Genomic DNA, 22,722 nt, shown 5'->3' on the forward strand with positions numbered 1-22,722 from the left:
ATACGACATCCAAAATCGAACGGCATCCACTTCCGGTCGAAACGAGGCGGCCGCGGGGCCGCCCTCCCCGTCACCAGGCGTAGCCCGCCTGCACCCGCGTCGCGATGTGGCTGCCGCTGCCGCCGCTGGTGGCGGTGGACACGCCGAGCCCGAGGTTGAGGTTCTCGCTCACCTGGTAGCCGAAGGCGAAGCCGATCGCCGATGCGCCCGCGTAGTTGCCCACGGCCGCGCCCATCCACTTCTTGCCGGCGGCGAGCGCCGGCATCGCCGGCATCGCGAGCGAGGCCGCCACGCCGCGCGCGGCGAAGGCATTGGACTGCTGCACCGCGCCGCTCACGGCCTGCTGCAGCTGGTTGACGTTGACGGCGTCGGTGCCCAGCAGGCCCGGCGCCACGTTGGCGATCGCGCGCAGCTGTCCGGTGGCCGCATTGCCCACCGACACCGTGTTGTCGCGGTCGGCCACCGAGCCCTGGCCCAGCGCCACCGAGTTGCTGCCCGAGGCCAGCGTGTTGGCGCCGAGCGCGACCGCGTTGTTGCCCGTCGCCACCGCGTTGTTGCCGACCGCGGTGGTGGGGTCGGCCAGCGCCCGCGCGCCCGCGCCGATCGCCACCGAACCCTTGTGCTCGGCGCGCGCACCGTTGCCGATGGCGGTCGTGTCTTCGCCGATCGCCTGCGCGTTCGTGCCCATCGAGGTGCTGCCGGCGCCGCTGGACACCGAGCCGCTGCCGCAGGCCACCGCGCCCGAAGCGTTCATCGAGCACACGCCGCTGGCCAGCGCCTGGTTCATCAGCGCCTGCAGCGCCGTGACCTGTTGCACCGTGAAGTTGTTCGCCGAGCTGACCGCGCTCTGCTGTGCCTGCTGCACCTGGCCCACATTGGCCGCGTCGGTCGCGTTCTGGCCCGCCGCGACGTTGGCGATGGTGGTGCCCGCGCCGCCATTGGCATTGAGCTGCAGCGAGGTGCCGCCCGCGCCGTACTGCGCCGAGTTCTGTGCCAGACCCAGTGCCGAATTGGCGGTGCCCTGCGCGGCCGTCGCGGTGCCCTGTGCCGCGTTGGCAGTGGTCTGCGCGGTGGCGGCCGCGCCCTGGGCGGCCGTGGCGGTCGTCTGCGCGGCATTGGCCGTGGTCTGTGCCACGGCGGCGGCGGCCTGCGCGGCCGTGCCCGTGGCCTGCGCGGCGGCAGCGGCCGTCTGCGCTGCCGTGGCCGTGCCTTGCGCCGTATTCGCCGCCGTCGACGCGGCATTGGCCGTGGTCTGCGCGGCGGCGGCGGCCGTCTGCGCCGCGGTGGCCGTGCCCTGCGCCGTGGTCGCCGCCGTCGATGCGGCATTGGCCGTGGTCTGCGCGGCGGCGGCCGCCGTTTGCGCCGCGCTGGCCGTACCCTGCGCCGTGGTCGCCGCCGTCGATGCGGCGTTGGCCGTGGTCTGCGCGGCAGCGGCCGCCGTCTGCGCTGCCGTGGCCGTGCCTTGCGCCGCGCCCGCCGCCGTCGACGCGGCATCCGCCGTGGTCTGCGCGGCGGCAGCGGCCGTCTGCGCCGCCGTCGCCGTGCCCTGCGCGGCGCTGGCCGCCGCCGACGCACTGTTCGCCGTCTGCTGCACGCCGTGGAGCTGGCTGCCGTTGACCGCATCGGTGCTGGTGGCCGTCACCGCGCCCGCGCTCACGTTGACCAGCCCGCGCGTCTGGCCGGCCGATCCGAACGAGACCGTGTTGGCATCGGTCGCGACCGAGTTCGCGCCGATCGCCACGCTGCCGTTCGCGCCGCTCGCCACCTGGCTGCCGCTGCCCAGCGCCACGCTGCCCGCGGCCTGGGCCGAGGCACCGGCCGATCCATTGCCCGCGCCACCGATCGCGGTACTCGCGGCGCCCGATGCGACGGCGCCCGAGCGCGTGCCGTCGGCGCTGCCGAGTGCGATCGCGCCCGTGGCGGAGGCTTGCGCGCCATTGCCGCCCGATGGCGCGGTACCGCCGCAGCACCCTTCGGCACCCGTGCCCCCCGCACCCAATGCGATCGCCCCGCTGCCGGCTGCCGTGGCCCCCTTGCCGCCCGCGCCACCCGTTCCCCCCGCTCCGCCCTGGCCGCCGTTGCCTCCGGCGCCGATGGCCGTGGCACTGCCACCGGTTGCGCTCGCGCCCACGCCACCCCGTCCCCCCGTTCCCACCGAGTTGGCATCGCCGCCGCGCCCGCCCGCGCCGATCGCGGAGCCTCCCGCGGCAGTGGCGCTCGCGCCCGCACCGCCAGCGCCGCCGGTCGCGCCCGAACTCGCATTGCCGCCGTTGCCGCCCCCGCCGATCGCCGTTGCACCGCCGGCGGCCTGCGCCGCTGCCCCGCCGCCGCCGCCCGAGCCGCCCGAATCGCTGGCGCCGCCATCGCCGACACCGCCGCCGCTGAAGCCCGCGGCGAAGCTCCCGCCGGCCGCGAGCAGTGCCGCGAGCGGCACGGCGCGCAGCAGGCGCAGCATGGAGGACCGGCCACTCGGAACGGAGCGAGGAAGGGTGCGCACGGCGCGAAGGAGTGCTTGCATGGTGTCTCTGGTGCGTTGAAAAAACGCAACGGAGTGTGTCGTCGCCGCCCTCGTGCAGCCATCCCCGAAAACAAGTAAATCGCTCCTAGAATCGGCGCCGGCGTCTTCCACGCCTCCCGTCCGCGGAAAGGGCTGCGCCCAGGTTTCATCTCCCATCGCATGCCCATGCGACTCCCGGCCAGACAGCGGACACGGCCGACACTGGAGTTCGTATGTCCAACACCCCTCGCGACACCCATCGCGCCTCGGCCCGCAGCGGCCACATCAACCTCGAGCAGCAGCGCAAGCGCGCCAAGGAACTGCTCGCACGGCTCGCCGATGGCAGCGCCGCTGCGCCACCGTCCCTTCCTTCGCGTCGGAGCGCTTCGGCACCACGGCTGGCCGACGCCCAATGGCTGATCGCGCGCGAGCTCGGCTTCGCGAGCTGGCCCCGGCTCAAGGCCCATGTCGACGCGGTCGACTTCGCCGCGGCGCATCCGGGCTTCGTGGCCGACGACGAGGCCGGCACCCGGCACTGGCGCTGCGGCAACGACATCGCCCACACCCTGCAGCTCGCCGGTTTCCGCGGCGACTTCCACATGTTCGCGGACCCGCTGTGCATGGGCCCGGTGCCCGAGCAGCCCGAAGCCGCCTTCATCGAGACGCGCAGCGCCTTCGTCGCCCGGACCTTCGGCCTGCCGCCCGACGATGCACGCGGCCGCATGCGCGGCGAGTACGAAGCGCTCGCGCGCCTGCCCGATGCAAGCCGCGCCGTGCTCTGGTGCGAGGCCGATGCCTACGACCAGCTGTTCCTGATCGCCGTGCTCGCGCGGCTCGAGCGCCTGCCCGCGAAGCTCGAGCTGATCGAGATCGATCGCGTGCCCGGCGTCGACCGCTTCATCGGCATCGGCCAACTCGCACCAGCCGTGCTGGCCTGGCTGTGGCCGCGCCGCAGGCCCATCGATGCGTCCGCGCTCGAACTCGCGCGCAACGCATGGCGCGCCTACCGCGCGCCCTCGCCCGAGGCCTGGGCCGACATCGCGCACGGCGAGACGCCCGCCCTGCCCTTCCTCGCGCCCGCGTTGCGGCGGCAATTGCAGGAGCTGCCCTCGCTGCGCGACGGCCTCTCGCTGACCGAGCGCCTGGTGCTCCAGGCCATCGACGAGCACGACCGGCTCGCGTTCGGCCAGGTCTACGCCGAACTCAACGAGCACCGCGAGCCGCTGCCCTTTCTCGGCGACCTGATGTTCCATGCGCTCGTGCGTCCCTTGATCGACGCGGCCGAGCCGCTGATCGTGGAATCCGATGCACGGCGCGACTGGCCCCGGCGCCCGCTCGAACTCACGACACTGGGCCGGCGCGTGCTCGCGGGCGAGAGGTACTGGATCGACCATGCGAGCCACGAACGCTGGATCGGCGGCGTGCGCATCGAGCCCCGCAAAGCGCACTGGACGATCGACGATGCACTGCGCCCCGTGTGGCGCGGCGAGCCTCGCTGAGTCCGAAGTGCGCAAGGCGCTTTGCTACCCTGCGCGCTTCATCTCATCCGAGCGCCCCATGACCACGATCTCCGTCCGCCAGGCCGTGATGGCCGACCTCGATGCACTGGCCGCGCTGTTCGATCAGTACCGCCAGTTCCAGGGCCAGCCCGGCGACCTGCCCGCCGCACGCGCCTTCCTGCGCGAGCGTCTCGACCATGGCGAATCGGTGGTCTTCCTCTGCCACGACGGCACCGTGCCCGTAGGCTTCGCGCAGCTCTACCCGATCTTCTCGTCGGTCTCGCTCACGCGCGTGTTCATCCTCAACGACCTGTTCGTCGCCGCGGCCGGGCGCCGTAAGGGCATCGGCTCGCGTCTTCTCTCGGCTCTTGAGTCGTATGCGTGGTCGCTGGGCGCCGCGCGCGTTTCGCTGAATGTCGCGCGCGACAACGTGTCGGCGCAGCAGCTCTTTGAACGGCAGGGGTGGGAGCAGGATGGGAAGTACTTCATGTATCACCGGTTTACTGCGGATTCGTAGTGCTGCGCGAGGGCGGCGATGGGCAGGCTCAGCCCAGTTGCGAGGCCCGGAGCCCTCACCCTAGCCCTCTCCCAGAGGGAGAGGGAACAAGAAGCCGAGCGAAGCGATGGCCCGAGCGGCATTGCAAGGCCGAGCGAAGCAAAGGCCCGAGCCACCCCCTCTGGCTGCGCCGAGGAGCGCAGCGTTTCGCGGATCAGGGCTCGCAGCTGTTTGAGCGAAGCGAGTTCTGCGAGACCCCGCGAAACGCGAGCACCGCAGGTTGCCCGTAGCGAAGCGGAGGGTCGCAGACAGTGGGGTCGCCTTCTTTTGCTTGGCGGTCTCAAACTCCAAGTGCAACACCCTCTGGAAACTGCGCATTGTGGTCGAGGCAGTCCTGGAAGAAGGCCTCCGCAGGCGTCTTCCAATCGAGCGTGTTGCGCGGACGGGTGTTGAGCTCCCAGGCAATGGCATCGAGCTGGCGCTGGCTGTAGACGCTCAGGTCGGTGCCTTTTGGCAGGTACTGCCTGATCAGCCCATTGATGTTCTCGTTTCGCCCTCGTTGCCAGGGACTGTGAGGATCAGCGAAGTAGATCGTCAACCCCGTGCTCTCGGCCAGCCGCTTGTGCAGCGCCATCTCCTTGCCTTGGTCATACGTCAGGCTCTTGCGAAGCGCTTCGTCCAGCGGGCCAAATGCGGCCTCGAAGCCTCTGAAGACATCCAGCGCCGTCGCACCATCGACCTTCACGATCATCACGAAACAGGTTCTGCGACACACCAAGGTGCCCACGCACGACTGATTGCGTGCCCCTTTGATCAGGTCGCCTTCCCAATGTCCTGGTACCAGTCGGTCGTTCACTTCGGGCGGACGTACGTGGATGCTGAGCATGTCCGCCAACTTGCCGCGTTGCTCCGCATTGCGGCCGTGAGGCCGGCGCGCACCACGGGCTTGGCGCAGCAATGACGTCAACTCTTTGCGCAGCTCCCCCTTGGGGCGAGCGTAAATGGCGGTGTAGATCGTTTCGTGCGAGGCTTGCATATCGGCGCGTGCGGGCTGTTCGCGCTTGAGGATAGTGGCGATCTGTTGGGGCGACCAGCGCCTTCCCAGCAGTTCCATCGTGCGTGACCACAACGCCGTGTGCGGGCGAAGCTTGCGCACTCGGCGGGCACGCCGCCTCATCCGCAGCGCACGCTTGCCAGCAGACACCGCGTCGTAACCAGGCGCAAGACGCGGACGTCCCCACACCACTTCACCCTCTGCATGGTGGCCGTTGCGTCGCAACTCTCGGGTGATAGTGCTTGGTGCTCGGTTCAACATCCGCCCAATCGATCTGGCACTACTGCCTTGCAGGCTCATAGCCATGATCACCCCTCGCTCTTCTGCTCTCAACTGCTCGTAACCGCTCGACATACATCACTCTCCTGAGGGCTGAAGAGTGTTGCACTTGATATTTGAGACCGCCCTTACTTTTCTTGGCGAGACAAGAAAAGTGAGTCGCCCGCCGGGGCGAGACCCGGCCTGCAATCTCAAACCCCCTTCAACCCATCCACCATCAACGGCAACAAGACTTCCGAAGCTCCCCTCAACACAACACGCGCCCGATCATCCAGATGCCCAACAGGCTCGAGATTCAGCGTGATCAAAGCAGCCCCGTGCCCCATCGCCAACACAGGCAAATCCGCCGCCGGATAGACCACAGCCGTACTCCCAACCAGCAAGAACAGATCGCAGTCCACCGAAGCCTCCTGCGCATCCATCAACACCCCCGGATTCAGCATCTCCCCAAACATCACCACATCGGGCCGCGCATGCCCCCCACACCGCAGGCAGCGATGAAAGGGCCAGGGCCCATGCCGATTGCCGCACCGATCGCACCGCCAGCGCCGCAAATTCCCATGCAGCTCCAGCACGTCCATGCATCCCGCCTGCGTCAGCAACCCGTCGACGTTCTGCGTGATCAGCCGCGTAGCCGGCCGCAACCGCTGCAGCGCAGCCAGCGCCCGATGCCCGGCATTCGGCGCTGCTTCCTCGATCACGGCCAGACGCTGTCCCCAGAACTTCGTGAAACCCGCGGGATCGCGCGCCAGGTCCTCCGCATGCGAGAACTGGATCGCGTTCTGCTGCATCCACAGCCCATCGGCGTCCCGGTAGGTCGGGATGCCCGAGGCGCGGGACAGCCCCGCGCCGGAAAAAACGACGACGCGCCGGCTTGCGTTCAGCAGGCCGATCGCCGTCTCCAACTCGTCTTGCATGAATGAAAAACGCTTCCTTCGGAAGCGTGGTGATCGTCAGCGGACCATTCTCGCCCAGCTCAACAGCAGCGCCCCTTGCCCGCGCCGTAGCGCGCCTCGAGCCGCTCGCGGAAGAAGGCCTCGTAGCTCATCGGCGGCCGGTCGGGATGCGTGGCCGCCATGTGGCTCAGGTAGACGTCGTAGTCGGGCAGCCCGACCATCAGCCGCAGCGACTGCCGGATCGAGCGCGCGATGTAGCGCCCGGTGTCCGCGAGGCCGCGGCCTTCCGTGGTGGCGAGCGCTTCATCGATGGGCATCGTGCGTTCCCTTGCGGTTCGCGCACTCAGTGCGCGCCGCGCGCCGCCACCGCGCCGCCCATCGGCTCGAACGGCGTCTCGTGCGCGGTCGGCCGGTTGGCCGCGCGCGCCGCGATGCAGGCCTTGATGCTGTAGACCAGCACGCTGAGCACCACGAACATGAACAGCGCGCACAACGCGGCATCGAGCCGGTCGTTGAAGACGATGCGCTCCATCGCCGCCGTGGTCTTGGCCGGGGCCACCAGCACGCCGTTGGCCAGGCCTTCGCTGTACTTCGCCGCATGCGAGAGGAAGCCGATCTTCGGATCGCTCGAGAAGATCTTCTGCCAGCCCGCGGTCAGCGTGCAGGCCAAAAGCCACACGGCCGGCGCCGCCGCCACCCAGGCATAGCGCTCGCGCTTCATGCGGAACAGCACCACCACGCCGAGCAGCAGCGCCACCGCGGCCAGCATCTGGTTCGAGATGCCGAACAGCGGCCACAGCGTGTTGATGCCGCCCAGCGGATCGACCACGCCCTGGTAGAGGAAGTAGCCCCAGGCCGCCACGCACAGCGCGGTCGCGACCAGGTTGGCCGGCAGCGAGTCGGTGCGCTTGAGCGCGGGCACGAAGCTGCCCAGCAGGTCCTGCAGCATGAAGCGGCCCGCGCGCGTGCCGGCATCGACCGCCGTCAGGATGAAGAGCGCCTCGAACAAAATCGCGAAGTGGTACCAGAAGGCCATCATGGCCTGGCCGCCGATCACCTGGTGCAGGATGTGCGCCATGCCGACCGCGAGCGTGGGCGCGCCGCCGGCGCGGCCCAGGATGGTGGTCTCGCCCACGTCCTTGGCGGTCTGCAGCAGCATCTCGGGCGTGACCACGAAGCCCCAGCCCGAAATGGTCTGCGCCGCCTGCTGCACCGTGGTGCCGATCAGGGCACCGGGGCTGTTCATCGCGAAGTAGATGCCGGGCTCGATGCACGAGGCCGCCACCAGCGCCATCACGGCGACGAAGGACTCGGCCAGCATGCCGCCGTAGCCGATGAAGCGCGCATGGCGCTCGTTGTCGAGCATCTTGGGCGTGGTGCCCGAGGAGATCAGCGCATGGAAGCCCGACACCGCGCCGCAGGCGATGGTGATGAACAGGAACGGGAACAGGTTGCCCGACCACACCGGGCCGTTGCCCTGCGCGAACTGCGTCACCGCGGGCATCTGCAGCGTGGGCGCCACCACCACGATGCCGATCGCCAGCGCGATGATGGTGCCGATCTTCAGGAAGGTCGACAGGTAGTCGCGCGGCGCGAGCAGCAGCCACACCGGCAGGCTCGCGGCGACGAAGCCGTAGCCCACGAGCATCCAGGTCAGCGCCTTGCCGTCGAAGGTGAAGGCCGGGCCCCAGACCGGGTCCTGGCTGACCCACTGGCCACCGAAGATCGCGAGCATCAGCAGCACGAAGCCGATGATCGACACCTCGCCGATGCGGCCCGGGCGGATGTAGCGCAGGTAGAGGCCCATGAAGACCGCCACGGGAATCGTCGCGGCCACGGTGAAGGTGCCCCACGGCGATTCGGCCAGCGCCTTCACCACGATCAGCGCCAGCACCGCGAGGATGATGATCATGATCATGAAGGTGCCGAACAGCGCGATCATGCCGGGCACCACGCCCATCTCCTGCTTGACCAGGTCGCCGAGCGAGCGGCCGTCGCGGCGCGTGGAGATGAACAGCACGATGAAGTCCTGCACCGCGCCCGCGAACACCACGCCCGCGAGCACCCACAGCAGTCCGGGCAGGTAGCCCATCTGCGCCGCCAGCACCGGCCCCACCAGCGGGCCCGCGCCCGCGATGGCCGCGAAGTGGTGGCCGAACAGCACGTTCTTGTCGGTCGGCACGTAGTCCAGGCCGTCGTTGTGGCGGTGCGCCGGCGTCTTGCGATTGCCGTCCAGGCCCAGCACCTTGTCGGCGATGAACAGGCTGTAGTAGCGGTAGGCGATCAGGTAGGTGCAGATCGCGGCGGCGACCACCCAGATCGCGTTGATCGTTTCCCCACGGCTCAGGGCCACGGTGCCCAGCGCGAAGGCGCCGAACACCGCGATGACGAGCCACACCAGGTGGCGGCGGATGCTCTGCATGCTTTGTCTCCTCGGATTTGTCGAACCCCGGGAGTCTTGCCGGATGCGCGCGCGCTGCCATCCGTCGCACCGCGCGGGCGGAGCGCGTGGCTTTGCGTAATGGAAAACCCGAGGGCCGCGCGATCGGCGGCGTTTACGGCTTCTTGATGCACCCCGCCGCGCATTCGACGCCGTTTTTATGCGCGGCTTTCCATACTCGATGCATTTCCGATGCCAGCACTGCGAGCATGCGCATGAACACGAACAACGCCCTGTGGCGCCGCGCCGCGGCCTGGGCCGGCCAGGTGCGGGCCCGGCCCGACATGACGCTGCTGTGGACCTGCTGCGGCACGCCCGCGCTGGGCACGCAGGCGCTGCTCGGGCACGCCGGCAGGCACGAACTGCGGCTCGCGTCGTGCAGCCATTGCGGCGCGCAGTGGCTCCATCTCATGCAGGCGAACGACTGGCTGCCCCTGACCTGCGACGATGCCGCGGCCCTGCGCGCGACCCACGGCACGGCCCGTGCCGCGCTGCTCGCGCGCTGGGCCGAGGACGACGAACAGGCCGACTGGCGCCGGCGCAAGCAGCGCGCGAGACGCGAGGCCGAGGAGTGAGCGCGCGGCTCAGCCGGGCCGCCGCACCTGCACCGGCTGGCGCGACCAGTAGATGCCGTCGAGCCGGTCGAGCCTGACCTCGCCGCCGGTCGAGGGCGCATGCACGAAGCGGTTCGCACCCACGTAGATGCCCGCATGCGTCGGCGTGCCCGCGCCGAAGATCACGAGGTCGCCGGTGCGCATCTCGGAGGTCGGCACGCCCTGCCCGAACGAGGCCATGCGCGCCACCGTGCGCGGCGTCGACTGCCCCACGCTCTCGCGGTAGACGTAGCCGATCAGGCCGCTGCAATCGAAGCCGCCATCGGGCGTGTTGCCGCCGTAGCGGTACGGCGTGCCGACCAGCCCCAATGCATGGATCGCGATGCTGTTCGACTGCTCGTCGCTCAGCGGCGAGCTGCGCACCGCGGGAATCGATGGCGAAGAGGTCGACGGGGGCCGGCTGGCGCAGCCCGCGGCCAGGATCGCCACCGCGCAGGCCCCGGCGGCAAGGAACCGATGCAGTTGCGTCGGGATGCGGTGGCCGGGGTCGTGCGCGCGTGCGTCGTGCATGTCGATGGACGGGTCTTGTGAACGTGCGCGCACTCTAGCGCGAATGCCCGCGCGCCAAAAGCAAACCCTCCGCGTTCCACGCGCATCGGATGCGCGGGCCCGCGGAGGGCTGGGGTGCAGCGCGCGTGAACCGCGCGCCGCGAAGCACGGGATCAGGCCTGCTGCGCCACGCCGTTCACCACGTCCTTCAGCGCCTTGCCGGCGGTGAACTTGGGGGCCTTGCTGGCCTTGATCGTCAGGGGCTGGCCGGTCGACGGGTTGCGGCCCGTGCGCTCGGGACGGCTGGTCACCGCGAAGGTGCCGAAGCCGATCAGTTGCACCGTGTCGCCGCCGGCGAGCGCGCGCGAGAGGTTGTCGAGCGCCGCGTCGAGGGCGCGGGCGGCGTCGGCCTTGCTCAGGCTGGTGTCGTTGGCAATGGCGGCAATGAGGTCGGTCTTGTTCAAAACGAGTGATTCCTTGTGGATGGATGACAGTTCGGTGACGCCCCCGCGCAGCGAAGCGGCGGGGACGCACCGGCTCGAATTTAACGGGCGCTACGCCGGCCGTCGGCCGGCACGCACGCGAAAGCGAGGCAGCGTGAACGATGCACGGGTTCGGAGCGATCCGTCGCCGCGCGGCGAGGCTGCGGTTCTACCTCATGCGGGCGCGGGTTGTGCGGTCGGCATGAGGCCGGTGCTCATTCGTTTACTTTCGTTTCGTTCGGAAACTCCGAAGTTCGTGGCAAGTGCGTACGGAAGGGAACTTTTCCGACCGGCGGCACAATGCCTGCAGAAATACCGGAGGAGAAGGACATGACGCTGCCAAGGATGCGATGCGCTCTCGCGCTGCTGTTGGCTTGCCTGACAGGCACGGTCTGGGCATGCGATCTGGGGTACCCCGCGCTCCAGTCCGAAGCGCTGGCACTGCTGAGGAAGCAGTACCCGACGGAGCGTTTCGAACCGGGTGCGACATCCGACACGATCCAGGCCGGCGCGGCCACGCTGGGGCTGCAGAACCTGCGCGGGCGGTTGTGCACGATGGTGCCGGGCACCAGCGCGGCGCAACGGCAGACGGACATGCTCGCGTATTTCGAAACCAGCATCGCGCTGAACCGGAACGCGGACCAGAAGCGCCCGACGACATGGGCCGCTGCACGGACCCGAGTCCATCTGCAATTCATGCCGTCCAGCTATCTGAAGCCCTTCGAAGGCAAGCGCGTGCTGGTCACGCGCGCCTTTGCACCGGAGGTGGAGCTCGCCGTGGTGCTCGACCAGCCCGGAGGCTACGTCTACGTCCGCGAGGAAGACCGGGTCCGGTGGGGCATCGCCGAGAAGAGCCTCTACGAAACGGCATTGAAGAACGTCGACCAGCAGCACAAGTCGATCCGCCTTCAAGGCGGCGGCAGCAAGCCGGATCTCTTTCTCGCTTCGGAGACGAAGGACGGATACGACGCCGTTCGCGTGCTGGTCCCCTGGATTCGGCAGGAGGCGGCCAAGGTGCTCGGCGACCCTTTCCTCGCGGCCATCCCCAATCGAGATTTCCTCATCATGTGGGGCGCGGGAAACTCCCCCCAGTTCCAGGCAAGCGCGCGGGAGAACGTTCGCAACGACTTCCATGCGCAGCCTTATGCCTTGTCGCCCGCGGTGCTGAAGGTGTGGACGGACGGCCGGATCGAGGTGCAGCGCTGAGCAAGGCACGCGCTGCCACCGCGTCATCGGTCCGGGAGCGGCGGCCGATGCGTTGGCGCCTCAGCGCCGCTCGAACTCCCTCGCATGCTCCACCGCATACTTGATCAGCTCGGCCTGCCCCTCGATCCCAAGCCGCCGCTTGATGCTCTGGCGGTGCGCCTCGACCGTGCGCACGCTCAGGCCGAGGTCGCGCGCGATCTGCTTGCTCGATTCGCCGCGGCCCAGCGCCGCGAGGATCTCGCTCTCGCGCGGCGTTAGCAGCGGGCGCGGGGTCTGGTTGCGGAACAGCTTCTTCGACACGGCCGGGCTCAGGAAGGTACCGCCCGCGGACACGGCCTCGATGGCCGCGACGATCTCCGACGCCGGCGCGTCCTTCAGCACGTAGCCGTGCGCGCCGGCCTGCAGCGCGCGCTGCACGTACTCGGGGTTGTCGTACATGCTGAGCATCACGACGTGCGGCGCGGGCTCGCGCTCGAGCAGCAGCGCGGCCAGCTCGATGCCGTTCATGTCCTTCATGCCGATGTCGACCAGCAGCAGGTCGGGCCGCACGCTGTCCATCTGCGCGAGCGCCTCGGCCGCGCTGCCGGCCTCGCCCGCGATCTCCAGCCCGGGCAGCGCGCCGAGCCGCGCGCGCAGGCCGTCGCGCACCAGCGGATGGTCGTCCACCAGGAAGATGCGGATCGGAGCCGGGGTGCGGGCCTTGGCGGTCGTCATCGTCGGGGCATTCGTTGGGGTGGATGAAGGAAGGGGTTGCGCGGTTCGATCAGCCCGAGGCGCCGCCCACGGCCCGCGCGGCCGCCGCGGGCACGATCGCGACGATGCGCGTGCGCCCGCTGCCCGAGCGCACCACGAGCTGCCCGTCGATCGAGGCCACGCGCTCGCGCATGTTGCGCAGGCCGATGCCGCGCCGCGGATCGAGCTGCACGGCATCGACGTCGAAGCCGATGCCGTCGTCGCCGACCTCGAGCCGCACCTCGCGCTCGCCGAAGGCCAGCGCGATGTGCACCTCGTGCGCAAGCGCATGCTTGCGCACGTTGGTCAGCGCCTCCTGCGTGGTGCGGAACAGCGCGGTCTTCACTTCCTGCGACAGCTCGAAGGGCTCGCCCTCGACCATCAGCGAGGCGGCGGTCGAGCCCTGGCCCTCCTCGCCGAACTCGTCGACCAGCCGCTCGAGCGCGGCCGGCAGGCCCAGCGTGTCGAGCAGCGCGGGGCGCAGCCGGTGGGAGATGCGGCGCACCTCGGTCAGCGAATCGTTGAGCCGCTGCAGCGCCTTGCCCAGCGCGGGCGGCGCGGGATGCTGCGCGCGGTCGAGCGCATCGACGGCCGACTCGATCAGCAGCTTGGCCGACACCAGGGTCTGGCTGGTGCCGTCGTGCAGCTCGCGCGCGAGATGGCCGCGCTCCTCCTCCTGCGACTGCACCACGCGGCGCGCGAGCAGGCGCAGCTTGGCCTCGGCCACGCGGTGCTCGCTGAGGTTGAGCAGCAGGCCGCCGGCACTGACCACGCCCAGGCACAGCGCCGCGATGCCGGCGATCCACAGCAGGGTGGTCGTGACGTTGGCGCTGATCTGGCGGTCGAGCGACTGCACGGTGGCTTCCATGTCGTCGAGGTACAGGCCGGTGCCGACCATCCAGTTCCAGCGCGGCAGCGCGACCACGTAGCCGAGCTTGGGCGCGCGCTGCGTGCTCGAGGGCTTGCGCCATTCGTACTCGACGTAGCCGCCGCCCTCCTTCGCGCGCGCGATCAGGTCCTGGATCGTGAAGCGGCCGCTGGAATCCTTGAGCCCCCAGAGGTCCTGGCCCACGAGGTCGGGCTGGCGCGAATGCATCAGCGAGCGGCCCTGCAGGTCGTAGACGAAGAAGTAGCCGTCGTCGCCGTAGTCGAGCGCGGCCAGCCGGCGCAGCGCCTCGGCGCGCGTGGCCTCGTCGTCCTGGCCGGCGTCGTACAGCGGCTTGACGATGCTGATCGCGAGGTCGACATAGCTGCGCAGCTCGTTGCGCCGCTGGGTCATGTAGCTCTGCTCGATCAACGCGCGCTCGCGCTGCGCGAGGTCGTGCTCCTGGTGCCGCACGGCGAGCGCGACCAGCACCAGCGCCACCAGCAGCGGTGCGACGGCCAGGGCCACGATCTTGGTGCGCAGGTTCATCTCGGGCGCGAAGACTACCACCGCCCCCGCCGGCGGCCCCGGCTCAGGCCTGGCCGGCGATCCGGGCGTTGCGCTCGAGCGCCCACAGCAGGTCCTCGGCCTCGCCGGCCAGCGCGCAGTCGTGGATCTGCCGCAGGCCGATGTGGAGCTGGTAGCAGCGCAGCCGTTCGGCCGTGCCGGGGTCGGCCGGCAGGGCCTGCTCGAAGTGGCGCGCCTGCTGCTCCATGCAGGCGAGCCAGGGGCGCCAGAAGAAGATGTTGGCCACGTCGTAGAGCGGATCGCCGAACAGCGCCTCCGACCAGTCGATGACGCCGGTGATCTCGCGGCCGTCGGTCAGCACGTTGTTCGAGCCGAAGTCGCCGTGCACCAGCCGGCGGACTTCGGGGCAGGACGGCGCGAGGCCGCGCACGATCGCCAGTTGCCGCTCGACGCGCCACAGGGCCTGCGCATCGAGCCGCGCCGCGCTCCAGTCGCGTTCGGCGACCGCATCGAGGAAAGCGCGCCAGCTCGCATGCTCGCCGATGCCGTTGGCGTCGAAACGGCCGAAGCCGGTGGTGCCCGCGAGGTCGCTGGCGGCCAGCTCCTCGAGCGTGCGCGCGAGCGGCTCGGCCAGCAGCGACAGCATGTCGATCGGCAGGTCCTGCAGCGTGCTGCCCGGCAGGCGCCGCGACACGCAATAGAAGGGCTTGCCGAAGAACGGCCCCTCGAAGCTCTGGTCGAACGACAGGTCCTCGATGCGTCCGATGACCGTGACCGCGGGCACCGGCAGCCCCGGCCGCGCGAAGCGGCGCGCCGCGAAGTCGTCCTTGTCGAAGCCCTCGCGCGACCGGTGGACGCGCACCACGTGCTCGGCCTGGGCCGCGCTGCCCAGGCCCTCGGCGCGGAAGGCGAAGGCCTGCGATTCCTCGCCCTCGGCCAGCGGCACGAAGCCATGGACCGGGCCCAGCGCGCGCTCGAGCGCGGCGACGATGGAAGGTGCGGGCACGCGGGTCCTGGTCATGGCACGCGCCGCACCGCGCAGGCGGTCAAGGCGGCGAGGTCGGCCGGCCCGAGGCCACCCAGGCATCGAGCCCGCCGGTCAGCGGCAGCGCGCGCCGCGCGCCACGTGCCAGCAGCACGCGCGCGGCCTGCGCGGCCGACACCTCGTTGGGGCAGTTGCAGTACAGCACCACGTCGCGCCCGGCCGCGGCCGACAGGTCGAGGCCGCGCTGCTGCAGCGCCTTGAGCGTGTACGACAGCGCACCCGGGATGCGGCGCGGATCGACCTGCTGGCCGGCCGCGCCGCGCACGTCGATCACCAGCGGCGGCTCGTCGCCCGCGAGCATCTCGTGCAGCTCGTCGACCGAGATGCGCGGCATGCCGGTCAGCCGCATGAAGGCGCGGCGGCGCCACCAGCGCACCACCAGGAACACGACCAGCAACGCGCCCACAGCCATGGTGGCGATGCCGCCGGCCTGCGCCATCACCGCGAGCACGTCCTGGATCTGGTTGCGGAAGCCCCAGCCCAGGCCCAGGAACAGGCCGGTCCAGATCAGCGCGGCGCCGATGTCGAAGCCGATGAAGCGCGGCACCGACATGCCGAGCGCGCCCGCCATCGGCGGCGCCACCACCGACACGCCCGGCACGAACTTGGCGGCCACCAGCGACAGGCCGCCCCAGTCGCCGATCAGCGATTCGCCGCGGCGCACGCAGGAGTCGGGCGCCAGCGAGATCCGGCACAAGAGGCGCATGAAGCGGTAGCCGAAGCGCCGGCCGGCATAGAACCAGGCGCCGTCGCCCAGCAGGTTGGCCGCCACCGCCGCGAGCACCACGCCGGCCAGCGAGATGTCGCCGGCCGCGAGCAGCGCGCCGGTGACCACCAGCACCGCGGCCGCCGGCACCGGCAGGCCCAGGCGGGCGGCGAAGCTGGCGGCGAACACCACCAGGATCGCGTTCTGCACCAGGAGCGACATCAGCTGTGCCATGGCAACGGCTCCGTGATGGCGAAAGAGGGTGCGAACGTGGTCATGGGCGGCATGGATTCTGCGGCATGGCGCAAGGGCCTGTCGCCGGGAGGCCATTGGCCATGCGGGTTGCGGCGCGTTCCGGGGGCATGGCCGGCCCCCCGCGCGACGGGTTCAGGCCGCCGGCCGGGCGACGCTGAATTCGAAGGTATTCACGCCGTCCGCGCTGGCCGCGGCGACCTGCCCGCCGTGCATGCTGGCCACGGCCCGCACGATCGCCAGCCCGAGCCCGTGGCCATGGTGCTCTCCGCCGTCGTTGCGCGCGGCATCGACGCGGTAGAAGCGGTCGAACAGGTGCTGCAGGTGCGCCTCGGCGATCGGCGCGCCCGGGTTCGACACGCCGATCCAGGTCGCCGCGGGCGTCTCGCGCAGCCGTACCGCGATGCGCGCGCCCGGCGGCGAATGCTCGATCGCGTTCTGCAGCAGGTTCGACATGGCGCGGCGGAACAGCGCGGTCTCGAGCTGGGCCTCGGCCAGCACGTCGCCCTCGATCTCGACCCGCGCGCCGCTCTCCTCGAGCACGAACTCGAAGAACTCGATGGTCTTGCGCACCTCCTGCGCCACCGGCGTCAGCACCAGCCCGGTGGCGACTTCGCCGCGGTCGGCGCGCGCGAGGAACAGCATGTCGTTGACGATCGAGCGCAGCCGCTCCAGGTCCTCGAGGTTGGCCTGCAGCACCTCCTCGAACTGCGGCGCGCTGCGCTGGCGCGACAGCGCGACCTGGGTGCTGCCGATCAGGTTGGCCAGCGGCGTGCGCAGCTCGTGCGCCACGTCGGCATTGAAGGCCTCGAGCTGGCCATAGGCCTCCTCGAGCCGCGCCAGCGCGCCGTTGAAGGCCTCGGCCAGCCCCGACAGCTCGACCGGCAGCGCGCCCGAGCGCAGCCGCTGCGAGCGCATCTTGGGCCGCAGCGCCTGCGCCTCGCGCGAGAGCTGGTCGAGCGGGCGCAGGCCGACGCGCGCGATCCAGTAGCCGGCGGCCGCCACCACCAGCACCGCGCCCAGGCCCAGCGACACCAGCGCCGTGAGGAAGGTGCGGCGCGTGCGCGCATAGGGCTCGGTGTTCTTGCCCACGATCAGCCGCACGGCCGGGCGCTGCTCGAACGGCGGGATGTGGGCCGACAGCGTGCGGTAGGGCTTCTCCTCGCCGGGCAGCAGCAGGCTGCGGCCGGTCTCGCGCGTGAGCGCGTCGATCTCGGCCATGCCCTTGCCGTACTGGAAGCGCGGATCGTCGCTGAGCACCCAGAAGCGGGTGCTGCCGTCCTCGGGCGTCAGCGCGTCCATGCGCGCCTGCACGCGCGACCAGCGTTCGGGCGTGCCGATGGCCTGGATCCAGAACTGCAGGCTCTTGACCGTGGTGTCGAGTTCCTCGTACTGGTGGCGCTCGAGCTCGCGCAGCAGCACGCCCTGCAGCGCCGCGCCGATCAGCGCGAAGGTGGCGAGCGCCGCCGCCGCGAACATCAGCACCAGCCGCGCGGCGATCGAGCGCTTCATGGCGTGGCGCCGTCCTCGCGCAGCTCCATCACGTAGCCCATGCCGCGGATGGTGTGCAGCAGCTTGGGCGAGAAAGGCACGTCGATCTTGTCGCGCAGCCGCTTGATCGCGACCTCGACCACGTTGGTGTTGCTGTCGAAGTTCATGTCCCACACCAGCTCGGCGATGGCGGTCTTCGAGAGGATCTCGCCCTGGCGCCGCGCCAGCACCGCGAGCAGCGCGAACTCCTTGGCCGTGAGGTCGATGCGGGTGGCGCCGCGGAAGGCCTTGCGCGCGAGCAGGTCGATCTGCAGGTCGGCGATGCGCAGCTGCATCGGCTCCTGCTTGCGGCCGCGCCGGTTCAGCGCCTGCAGCCGCGCCAGCAGCTCGAGGAACGAGAAGGGCTTGACCAGGTAGTCGTCGGCGCCCTCGTGCAGCCCCTTGACGCGGTCCTCCACGCGGTCGCGCGCGGTCAGCATGATCACCGGCGTCTGCTTCACGGCGCGCAGCCCGCGCAGCACCGAGAAGCCGTCCTGGCCCGGCAGCATCACGTCGAGCACGATCACGTCGTAGTCGTGCGTGAGCGCCAGGTGCTGGCCGTCGATGCCGTTGTGCGCCATGTCGACCGCGCAGCCCTGCTCCGTCAGCCCCTTCGAGAGGTAGTCGGCGGTTCTCAACTCGTCTTCGACGATCAGGATCTTCATGGCGTGGCGTGCTGCGGTGCGAGGCGGTGCGTTGTCTCCGGTGCTCAATGCGCCTCGGCCGCCGCCGGGGCCTGGCCGCCCTTGCGGATCCGGCGCGCTTCCTTGCGGCGCAGGTACCAGTAGTGGGCGCGGTCCAGGTAGAGATAGACCACCGGCGTGGTGAACAGCGTGAGCGCCTGCGAGAGTACCAGCCCGCCGACCATCGCGTAGCCCAGCGGCCGGCGCAGCTCGGAACCCGAACCGTGGCCCAGCATCAGCGGCAGGCCCGAGAGCAGCGCACACATGGTGGTCATCATGATCGGGCGGAAGCGCAGCAGGCAGGCCTGGTAGATCGCCTCGTGCGGCTTCATGCCCTGCTCGCGCTCGGCCTTGAGCGCGAAGTCGATCATCATGATCCCGTTCTTCTTGACGATGCCGATCAGCAGGATGATGCCGATCAGCGCGATCACGCTGAGGTCGTAGCCGCCCGCCATCAGGATCAGCAGCGCCCCCACGCCGGCCGAGGGCAGGGTCGAGAGGATCGTCAGCGGATGGATGTAGCTCTCGTAGAGCAGGCCCAGCACGATGTAGACCGCCACCAGCGCCGCCGCGATCAGGTAGGGCTGCGAGGCCAGCGAATCCTGGAAGGCCTGGGCCGTGCCCTGGAAGGCGCCGGTCAGCGACTGCGGCATGCCCATCTCGGACTGCGCGGCCTTGATCGCGTCGACCGCCTGGCCCAGCGAAGCGCCGGGCGCGAGGTTGAACGAGATCGTCACGGCCGGGAACTGGCCCTGGTGGCTGATCGAGAGGTAGGCGGTCTTGCTGGTGTCGACCTTCACGAAGGTCGACAGCGGCACCTGCTGGCCGGTGATCGGCGAGCTCAGGTAGAGCTTGCTGAACAGCGCCGGGTCCTGCTGCAGCGCGGGCGTCACCTCGAGCACCACGTGGTAGCTGTTGAGCTGCGTGAAGTACTGCGCCACCTGGCGCTGACCGATGGCGTCGTACAGCGTGGCGTCGATCGCGGCCGGCGAGATGCCGAAGCTCGAGGCGCGGTCGCGGTCGATGGTCAGCACGGCCGAGGCGGCGGCGTTCTGCTGGTCGGTCGCGAGGTCGGTCACCTCGGGCACCTGGCGCAGCTTGGCCAAAAGGCGCGGCGCCCAGGTGTTGAGCTCGTCGAGGTTCGAGTCGGTCAGCGTGTACTGGTACTGGGTGCGCGAGGAGCGCCCGCCCACGCGGATGTCCTGCCCGGCCTGCAGGAACAGGTTCACGCCCTGCACCTTCGCGAGCTGCGGGCGCAGCCGCGCGATGATCTCGTCGGCATTGGCGGTGCGGCCCTCGTCCTTGGGCTTGAGGCTGATGAAGAAGTTGCCGGTGTTGTAGGTCGATGAGCTGCCGTTCATGCCGAAGCCGGTCACGTCGGGGTCCTTGCGCACCACGTCGGCCAGCTCGAGCATGCGCGCATTCATCGAGGCGAAGGACGCGTCCTGCGCCGACTCGGCGAAGCCCGAGATGAAGCCCGTGTCCTGCTGCGGGAAGAAGCCCTTCGGGATCACCACGAACAGCGCGCCCGTGGCCACCACGGTGGCGATGAACACCATCAGCGTGATGAACTGGTGGTCGAGCACCACGTGCAGCCCGCGCTTGTAGCCGTTGAGCATGGCGTCGAAGCCGCGCTCGAACAGCAGGTAGAGCCGCCCATGGCGCCGCGCATGCTCGTTCTTGAGGAAGCGCGAGCACAGCATCGGCGTGAGCGTGAGCGAGATCACCACGCTCACCACGATGGTCAGCGTGACGGTGACCGCGAACTCGCGGAACAGCCGCCCGACGATGCCGCCCATCAGCAGCAGCGGGATGAACACCGCGATCAGCGAGACCGAGATCGAGACGATGGTGAAGCCGATCTCGCCCGCGCCCTTGTAGGCGGCCTCGAGCGGCGCCATGCCCTCCTCGACGTAGCGGTAGATGTTCTCGAGCATCACGATCGCGTCGTCGACCACGAAGCCGACCGCGATGGTCAGCGCCATCAGCGAGAGGTTGTCGAGGCTGTAGCCCAGCAGGTACATCACGGCCACCGTGCCCAGCAGCGCCAGCGGCACCGTCACGCTGGGGATCAGCGTGGCCGGCACGTTGCGCAGGAACACGAAGATCACGGCCACCACCAGCGCGATGGTCAGCAGCAGCGTGAACTCCACGTCCTTGACCGAGGCGCGGATGGTCTGGGTGCGGTCGATGATGGCGTTGACGTCCACCGTCGGCGGGATCGAGGCCTTGAGCCGCGGCAGCGCGGCGTTGATGCGGTCCACCGTCTCGATCACGTTGGCGCCCGGCTGCTTGGTGATGGCCAGCACGATCGAGCGGCCGTTCTGCACCGTGCTGCCCTCGGGCGCGGCGGCGCCGGCATAGGCCCAGCCCGCGATCTTCGCGTTCTCGGGGCCGTCGACCGCCACGCCGAGGTCGCGCACGCGGATCGGCGCGCCGTTGCGGTAGGCCAGCACCACGTCGTTCCAGGGCTGGGCCTTGAGCAGCTGGTCGTTGGTGTAGACGGTGAAGCTCTGGTTCGGCCCGTCGATCGTGCCCTTGGGCGCGTTGACGGTGGCCGAGGACAGCACGGTGCGCACGTCCTCCAGGCTCAGGCCCAGCGCCGCGAGCTTGGCCGGGTCGACCTGGATGCGCACGGCCGGCTTCTGCGCGCCGCCGATGTTGACCAGGCCCACGCCCGAGATCTGCGAGATCTGCTGCGCGAGGATGTTGTCGGCGTAGTCGTTGACCTCGGTCAGCGGCAGCGTCTTCGACTGCACCGACAGGATCAGGATCGGCGAGTCGGCCGGGTTCACCTTGCGGAAGGTCGGCGGGCTCGGCAGGTTGGCCGGCAGCTGGCCGGTGGAGGCGTTGATGGCGGCCTGCACGTCGAGCGCGGCGGCATCGATGTTGCGGTCGAGGTCGAACTGCAGCGTGATCTGGGTGCTGCCCAGGCCGCTGGTCGAGGTCATCTGCGACAGGCCCGCGATCAGCGAGAACTGGCGCTCGAGCGGCTGCGCCACGTTCGAGGCCATGGTCTCGGGACTGGCGCCCGGCAGGTTGGCCGAGACCTGGATGGTCGGGAAGTCGACCTGCGGCAGCGGCGCCACCGGCAGCAGCGGGAACACCGCGGCGCCGACCAGCAGGATGGCCAGCGCGAGCAGCGTGGTGCCGATCGGGCGCTTGATGAAGGCGGCGGAAATGCTCAATTGCGCACCCCGCTCGCGTTGTTGCCGCCGGCCGCGGCGGCCGGGGGCGCGGCCTTGGCCGCGGTCTTGTTCTCGGCCACCGTGGCGCCGGGCCGCAGCTTGTACTGGCCGTCGACCACCACGCGCTGGCCGGCGGCCACGCCCTGGTCGAGCACGGCCGTGCCGTCGGCGATCTGCACCACGTGCACCGGCACCGAGTTGGCCTTGTTCTCGGCATCGACGGCCCAGACGTAGGTGCCGTCCTGGCTGCGCTGCACCGCCGCGGCCGGCACGGTCAGCGCGCCCGCGCGGCGGTCGAGCTGCAGCCGCACGTTGACGTACTGGCCGGGCCACAGCGTGTGCTGCGGGTTGGCGAAGCTGCCCTTGAGCTGCACCGTGCCGCTGGTGGTGTCGATCTGGTTGTTGAGCAGGATCAGCTTGCCGGTGCCCAGCAGCTGCGTGCCGGCGCGGTCGTAGGCCACCACCGAGAGCGGCGCCGCGCCCTTGGGCTGCAGCCGGTTGATGTCCTGCACCGCGTCCTCGGGCAGCGTGAACTGCACCGCGATCGGGTCGATCTGGTTGATGACCACCAGCCCGCCGGTGTCGGCCGCATGCACGATGTTGCCCGGGTCGACCAGCCGCGCGCCCACGCGGCCGTCGATCGGCGCGTCGATGCGCGTGAAGCTCAGCTGCACCTGCGCGAACTGCACCTGCGCGGCATCGGTCTTGACGGTGGCCTCGAGCTGGCTGACCAGCGCCTTCTGGGTGTCGAGCTGCTGCTTGGTCGCCGCGTCCTGCGCGATCAGCGTGGTGTAGCGCGCGAGGTCGGCGCGCGCGTTCTCGAGCTGCGCCTGGTCGCGCGCCTGGGTGGCGCTGGCCTGCGCGAGCTGGGCCTGCAAGGTGCGCGGATCGAGCTGCGCGAGCATCTGGCCGGCCTTCACGTCCTGGCCCTCGACGAAGCCGATCTTGTCGAGCTGGCCGTCGATGCGCGCCTTGACGGTGACGGTGGCCATCGAGGCCACGGTGCCGATGCCGCCGCGATAGACCTGCACGTCCTGCGCCTGCACCGGCGCGGTGGTCACCAGCACCGGCGGCGCCTTGGCCTCGGGCGTGGCGGCCGAGGCCTTGTGGCCCAGGGTCCAGGCGCCGCCGCCGAGCACGGCGACGAAGGCGGCGACGGCGAACCAGGCGACGCTGCGTCGCGCGGGGGGACCGGCGTCGTCGCTGGCGGGGCCGGTGGAGGAAGGAGCGGGATTCGTCAT

General features: G+C 70.2%; 19 protein-coding genes. 4 read left to right on the forward strand and 15 right to left on the reverse strand.

All coding sequences use genetic code 11. The features are described 5' to 3' along the window. Positions 1–70 precede the first annotated feature (70 nt). A complete protein-coding gene (locus tag R0232_RS27580) occupies positions 71–2,518 on the reverse strand; it encodes a YadA family autotransporter adhesin (protein WP_431510159.1) in 2,448 nt (815 codons plus the stop codon). Between the two features lie 212 nt (positions 2,519–2,730). On the opposite strand from R0232_RS27580, the gene R0232_RS27585 reads away from it, so the two are divergent. After that, positions 2,731–3,996: a DUF1835 domain-containing protein gene (locus R0232_RS27585; RefSeq protein WP_431510160.1), complete on the forward strand. Its 1,266-nt coding sequence runs from the start codon at positions 2,731–2,733 to the stop codon at positions 3,994–3,996. Between the two features lie 58 nt (positions 3,997–4,054). Beyond that, entirely contained in the window at positions 4,055–4,513 is a 459-nt protein-coding gene (locus R0232_RS27590) for an N-acetyltransferase family protein (RefSeq protein WP_431510161.1), read from the forward strand. Between the two features lie 319 nt (positions 4,514–4,832). Here the strand turns inward: R0232_RS27590 and R0232_RS27595 are convergent, their stop codons facing one another. The 4 genes from R0232_RS27595 to R0232_RS27610 form a co-directional block, all read right to left on the reverse strand. After that, positions 4,833–5,900 (reverse strand): IS30 family transposase, encoded by a 1,068-nt coding sequence (locus R0232_RS27595; protein WP_208514153.1) that lies wholly within the window; start codon positions 5,898–5,900, stop codon positions 4,833–4,835. A 116-nt stretch (positions 5,901–6,016) separates the two neighbouring features. Continuing rightward, positions 6,017–6,742 carry an SIR2 family NAD-dependent protein deacylase gene (locus tag R0232_RS27600; protein ID WP_431510162.1) on the reverse strand — a complete coding sequence of 242 codons (726 nt, stop codon included), beginning with the start codon at positions 6,740–6,742 and terminating at the stop codon, positions 6,017–6,019. 59 nt (positions 6,743–6,801) lie between these two features. Continuing rightward, positions 6,802–7,038 carry a YbdD/YjiX family protein gene (locus R0232_RS27605; protein WP_093340672.1) on the reverse strand — a complete coding sequence of 79 codons (237 nt, stop codon included), beginning with the start codon at positions 7,036–7,038 and terminating at the stop codon, positions 6,802–6,804. Between the two features lie 26 nt (positions 7,039–7,064). Beyond that, positions 7,065–9,143 (reverse strand): carbon starvation CstA family protein, encoded by a 2,079-nt coding sequence (locus R0232_RS27610; protein WP_296787083.1) that lies wholly within the window; start codon positions 9,141–9,143, stop codon positions 7,065–7,067. Positions 9,144–9,376: 233 nt separating this feature from the next. Here R0232_RS27610 and R0232_RS27615 point away from each other — a divergent pair, with 233 nt between their 5' ends. Further along, positions 9,377–9,736 carry a hypothetical protein gene (locus R0232_RS27615; RefSeq protein ID WP_431510163.1) on the forward strand — a complete coding sequence of 120 codons (360 nt, stop codon included), beginning with the start codon at positions 9,377–9,379 and terminating at the stop codon, positions 9,734–9,736. 9 nt (positions 9,737–9,745) lie between these two features. Here R0232_RS27615 and R0232_RS27620 read toward each other — a convergent pair whose 3' ends face one another. Then, entirely contained in the window at positions 9,746–10,285 is a 540-nt protein-coding gene (locus tag R0232_RS27620) for a C40 family peptidase (RefSeq protein ID WP_431510164.1), read from the reverse strand. A 152-nt stretch (positions 10,286–10,437) separates the two neighbouring features. Next, a complete protein-coding gene (locus R0232_RS27625) occupies positions 10,438–10,728 on the reverse strand; it encodes an HU family DNA-binding protein (RefSeq protein ID WP_093340680.1) in 291 nt (96 codons plus the stop codon). 348 nt (positions 10,729–11,076) lie between these two features. On the opposite strand from R0232_RS27625, the gene R0232_RS27630 reads away from it, so the two are divergent. Further along, positions 11,077–11,952, forward strand: a complete 876-nt coding sequence (locus R0232_RS27630; RefSeq protein ID WP_431510165.1) for a DUF1444 family protein — start codon at positions 11,077–11,079, stop codon at positions 11,950–11,952. 60 nt (positions 11,953–12,012) lie between these two features. Here R0232_RS27630 and R0232_RS27635 read toward each other — a convergent pair whose 3' ends face one another. From R0232_RS27635 to R0232_RS27670, 8 genes are all read right to left on the reverse strand, one after another. Beyond that, positions 12,013–12,666: a response regulator gene (locus tag R0232_RS27635; RefSeq protein ID WP_093340682.1), complete on the reverse strand. Its 654-nt coding sequence runs from the start codon at positions 12,664–12,666 to the stop codon at positions 12,013–12,015. A 49-nt stretch (positions 12,667–12,715) separates the two neighbouring features. After that, positions 12,716–14,098, reverse strand: coding sequence for a cache domain-containing protein (locus R0232_RS27640; RefSeq protein ID WP_177239237.1), 1,383 nt, complete (start codon positions 14,096–14,098; stop codon positions 12,716–12,718). 43 nt (positions 14,099–14,141) lie between these two features. Next, a complete protein-coding gene (locus R0232_RS27645) occupies positions 14,142–15,098 on the reverse strand; it encodes a phosphotransferase (protein ID WP_281077386.1) in 957 nt (318 codons plus the stop codon). Positions 15,099–15,123: 25 nt separating this feature from the next. Next, positions 15,124–16,062, reverse strand: coding sequence for a DedA family protein/thiosulfate sulfurtransferase GlpE (locus tag R0232_RS27650; protein ID WP_431510166.1), 939 nt, complete (start codon positions 16,060–16,062; stop codon positions 15,124–15,126). Positions 16,063–16,215: 153 nt separating this feature from the next. Then, on the reverse strand, positions 16,216–17,592 hold the full coding sequence (locus tag R0232_RS27655; protein WP_431510167.1) for a heavy metal sensor histidine kinase: 1,377 nt from the start codon (positions 17,590–17,592) through the stop codon (positions 16,216–16,218). Then, entirely contained in the window at positions 17,589–18,275 is a 687-nt protein-coding gene (locus R0232_RS27660; RefSeq protein WP_057597212.1) for a heavy metal response regulator transcription factor, read from the reverse strand. The genes R0232_RS27655 and R0232_RS27660 overlap by 4 nt, the downstream gene beginning before the upstream one ends. Before the next feature lie 44 nt (positions 18,276–18,319). Beyond that, positions 18,320–21,481 (reverse strand): efflux RND transporter permease subunit, encoded by a 3,162-nt coding sequence (locus tag R0232_RS27665; protein WP_093340692.1) that lies wholly within the window; start codon positions 21,479–21,481, stop codon positions 18,320–18,322. Then, on the reverse strand, positions 21,478–22,722 hold the full coding sequence (locus R0232_RS27670) for an efflux RND transporter periplasmic adaptor subunit (RefSeq protein WP_431510168.1): 1,245 nt from the start codon (positions 22,720–22,722) through the stop codon (positions 21,478–21,480). The genes R0232_RS27665 and R0232_RS27670 overlap by 4 nt, the downstream gene beginning before the upstream one ends.

Source organism: Variovorax sp. DAIF25 (assembly GCF_050711835.1).
In the GTDB taxonomy this organism is placed as follows: Bacteria; Pseudomonadota; Gammaproteobacteria; order Burkholderiales; family Burkholderiaceae_C; genus Variovorax.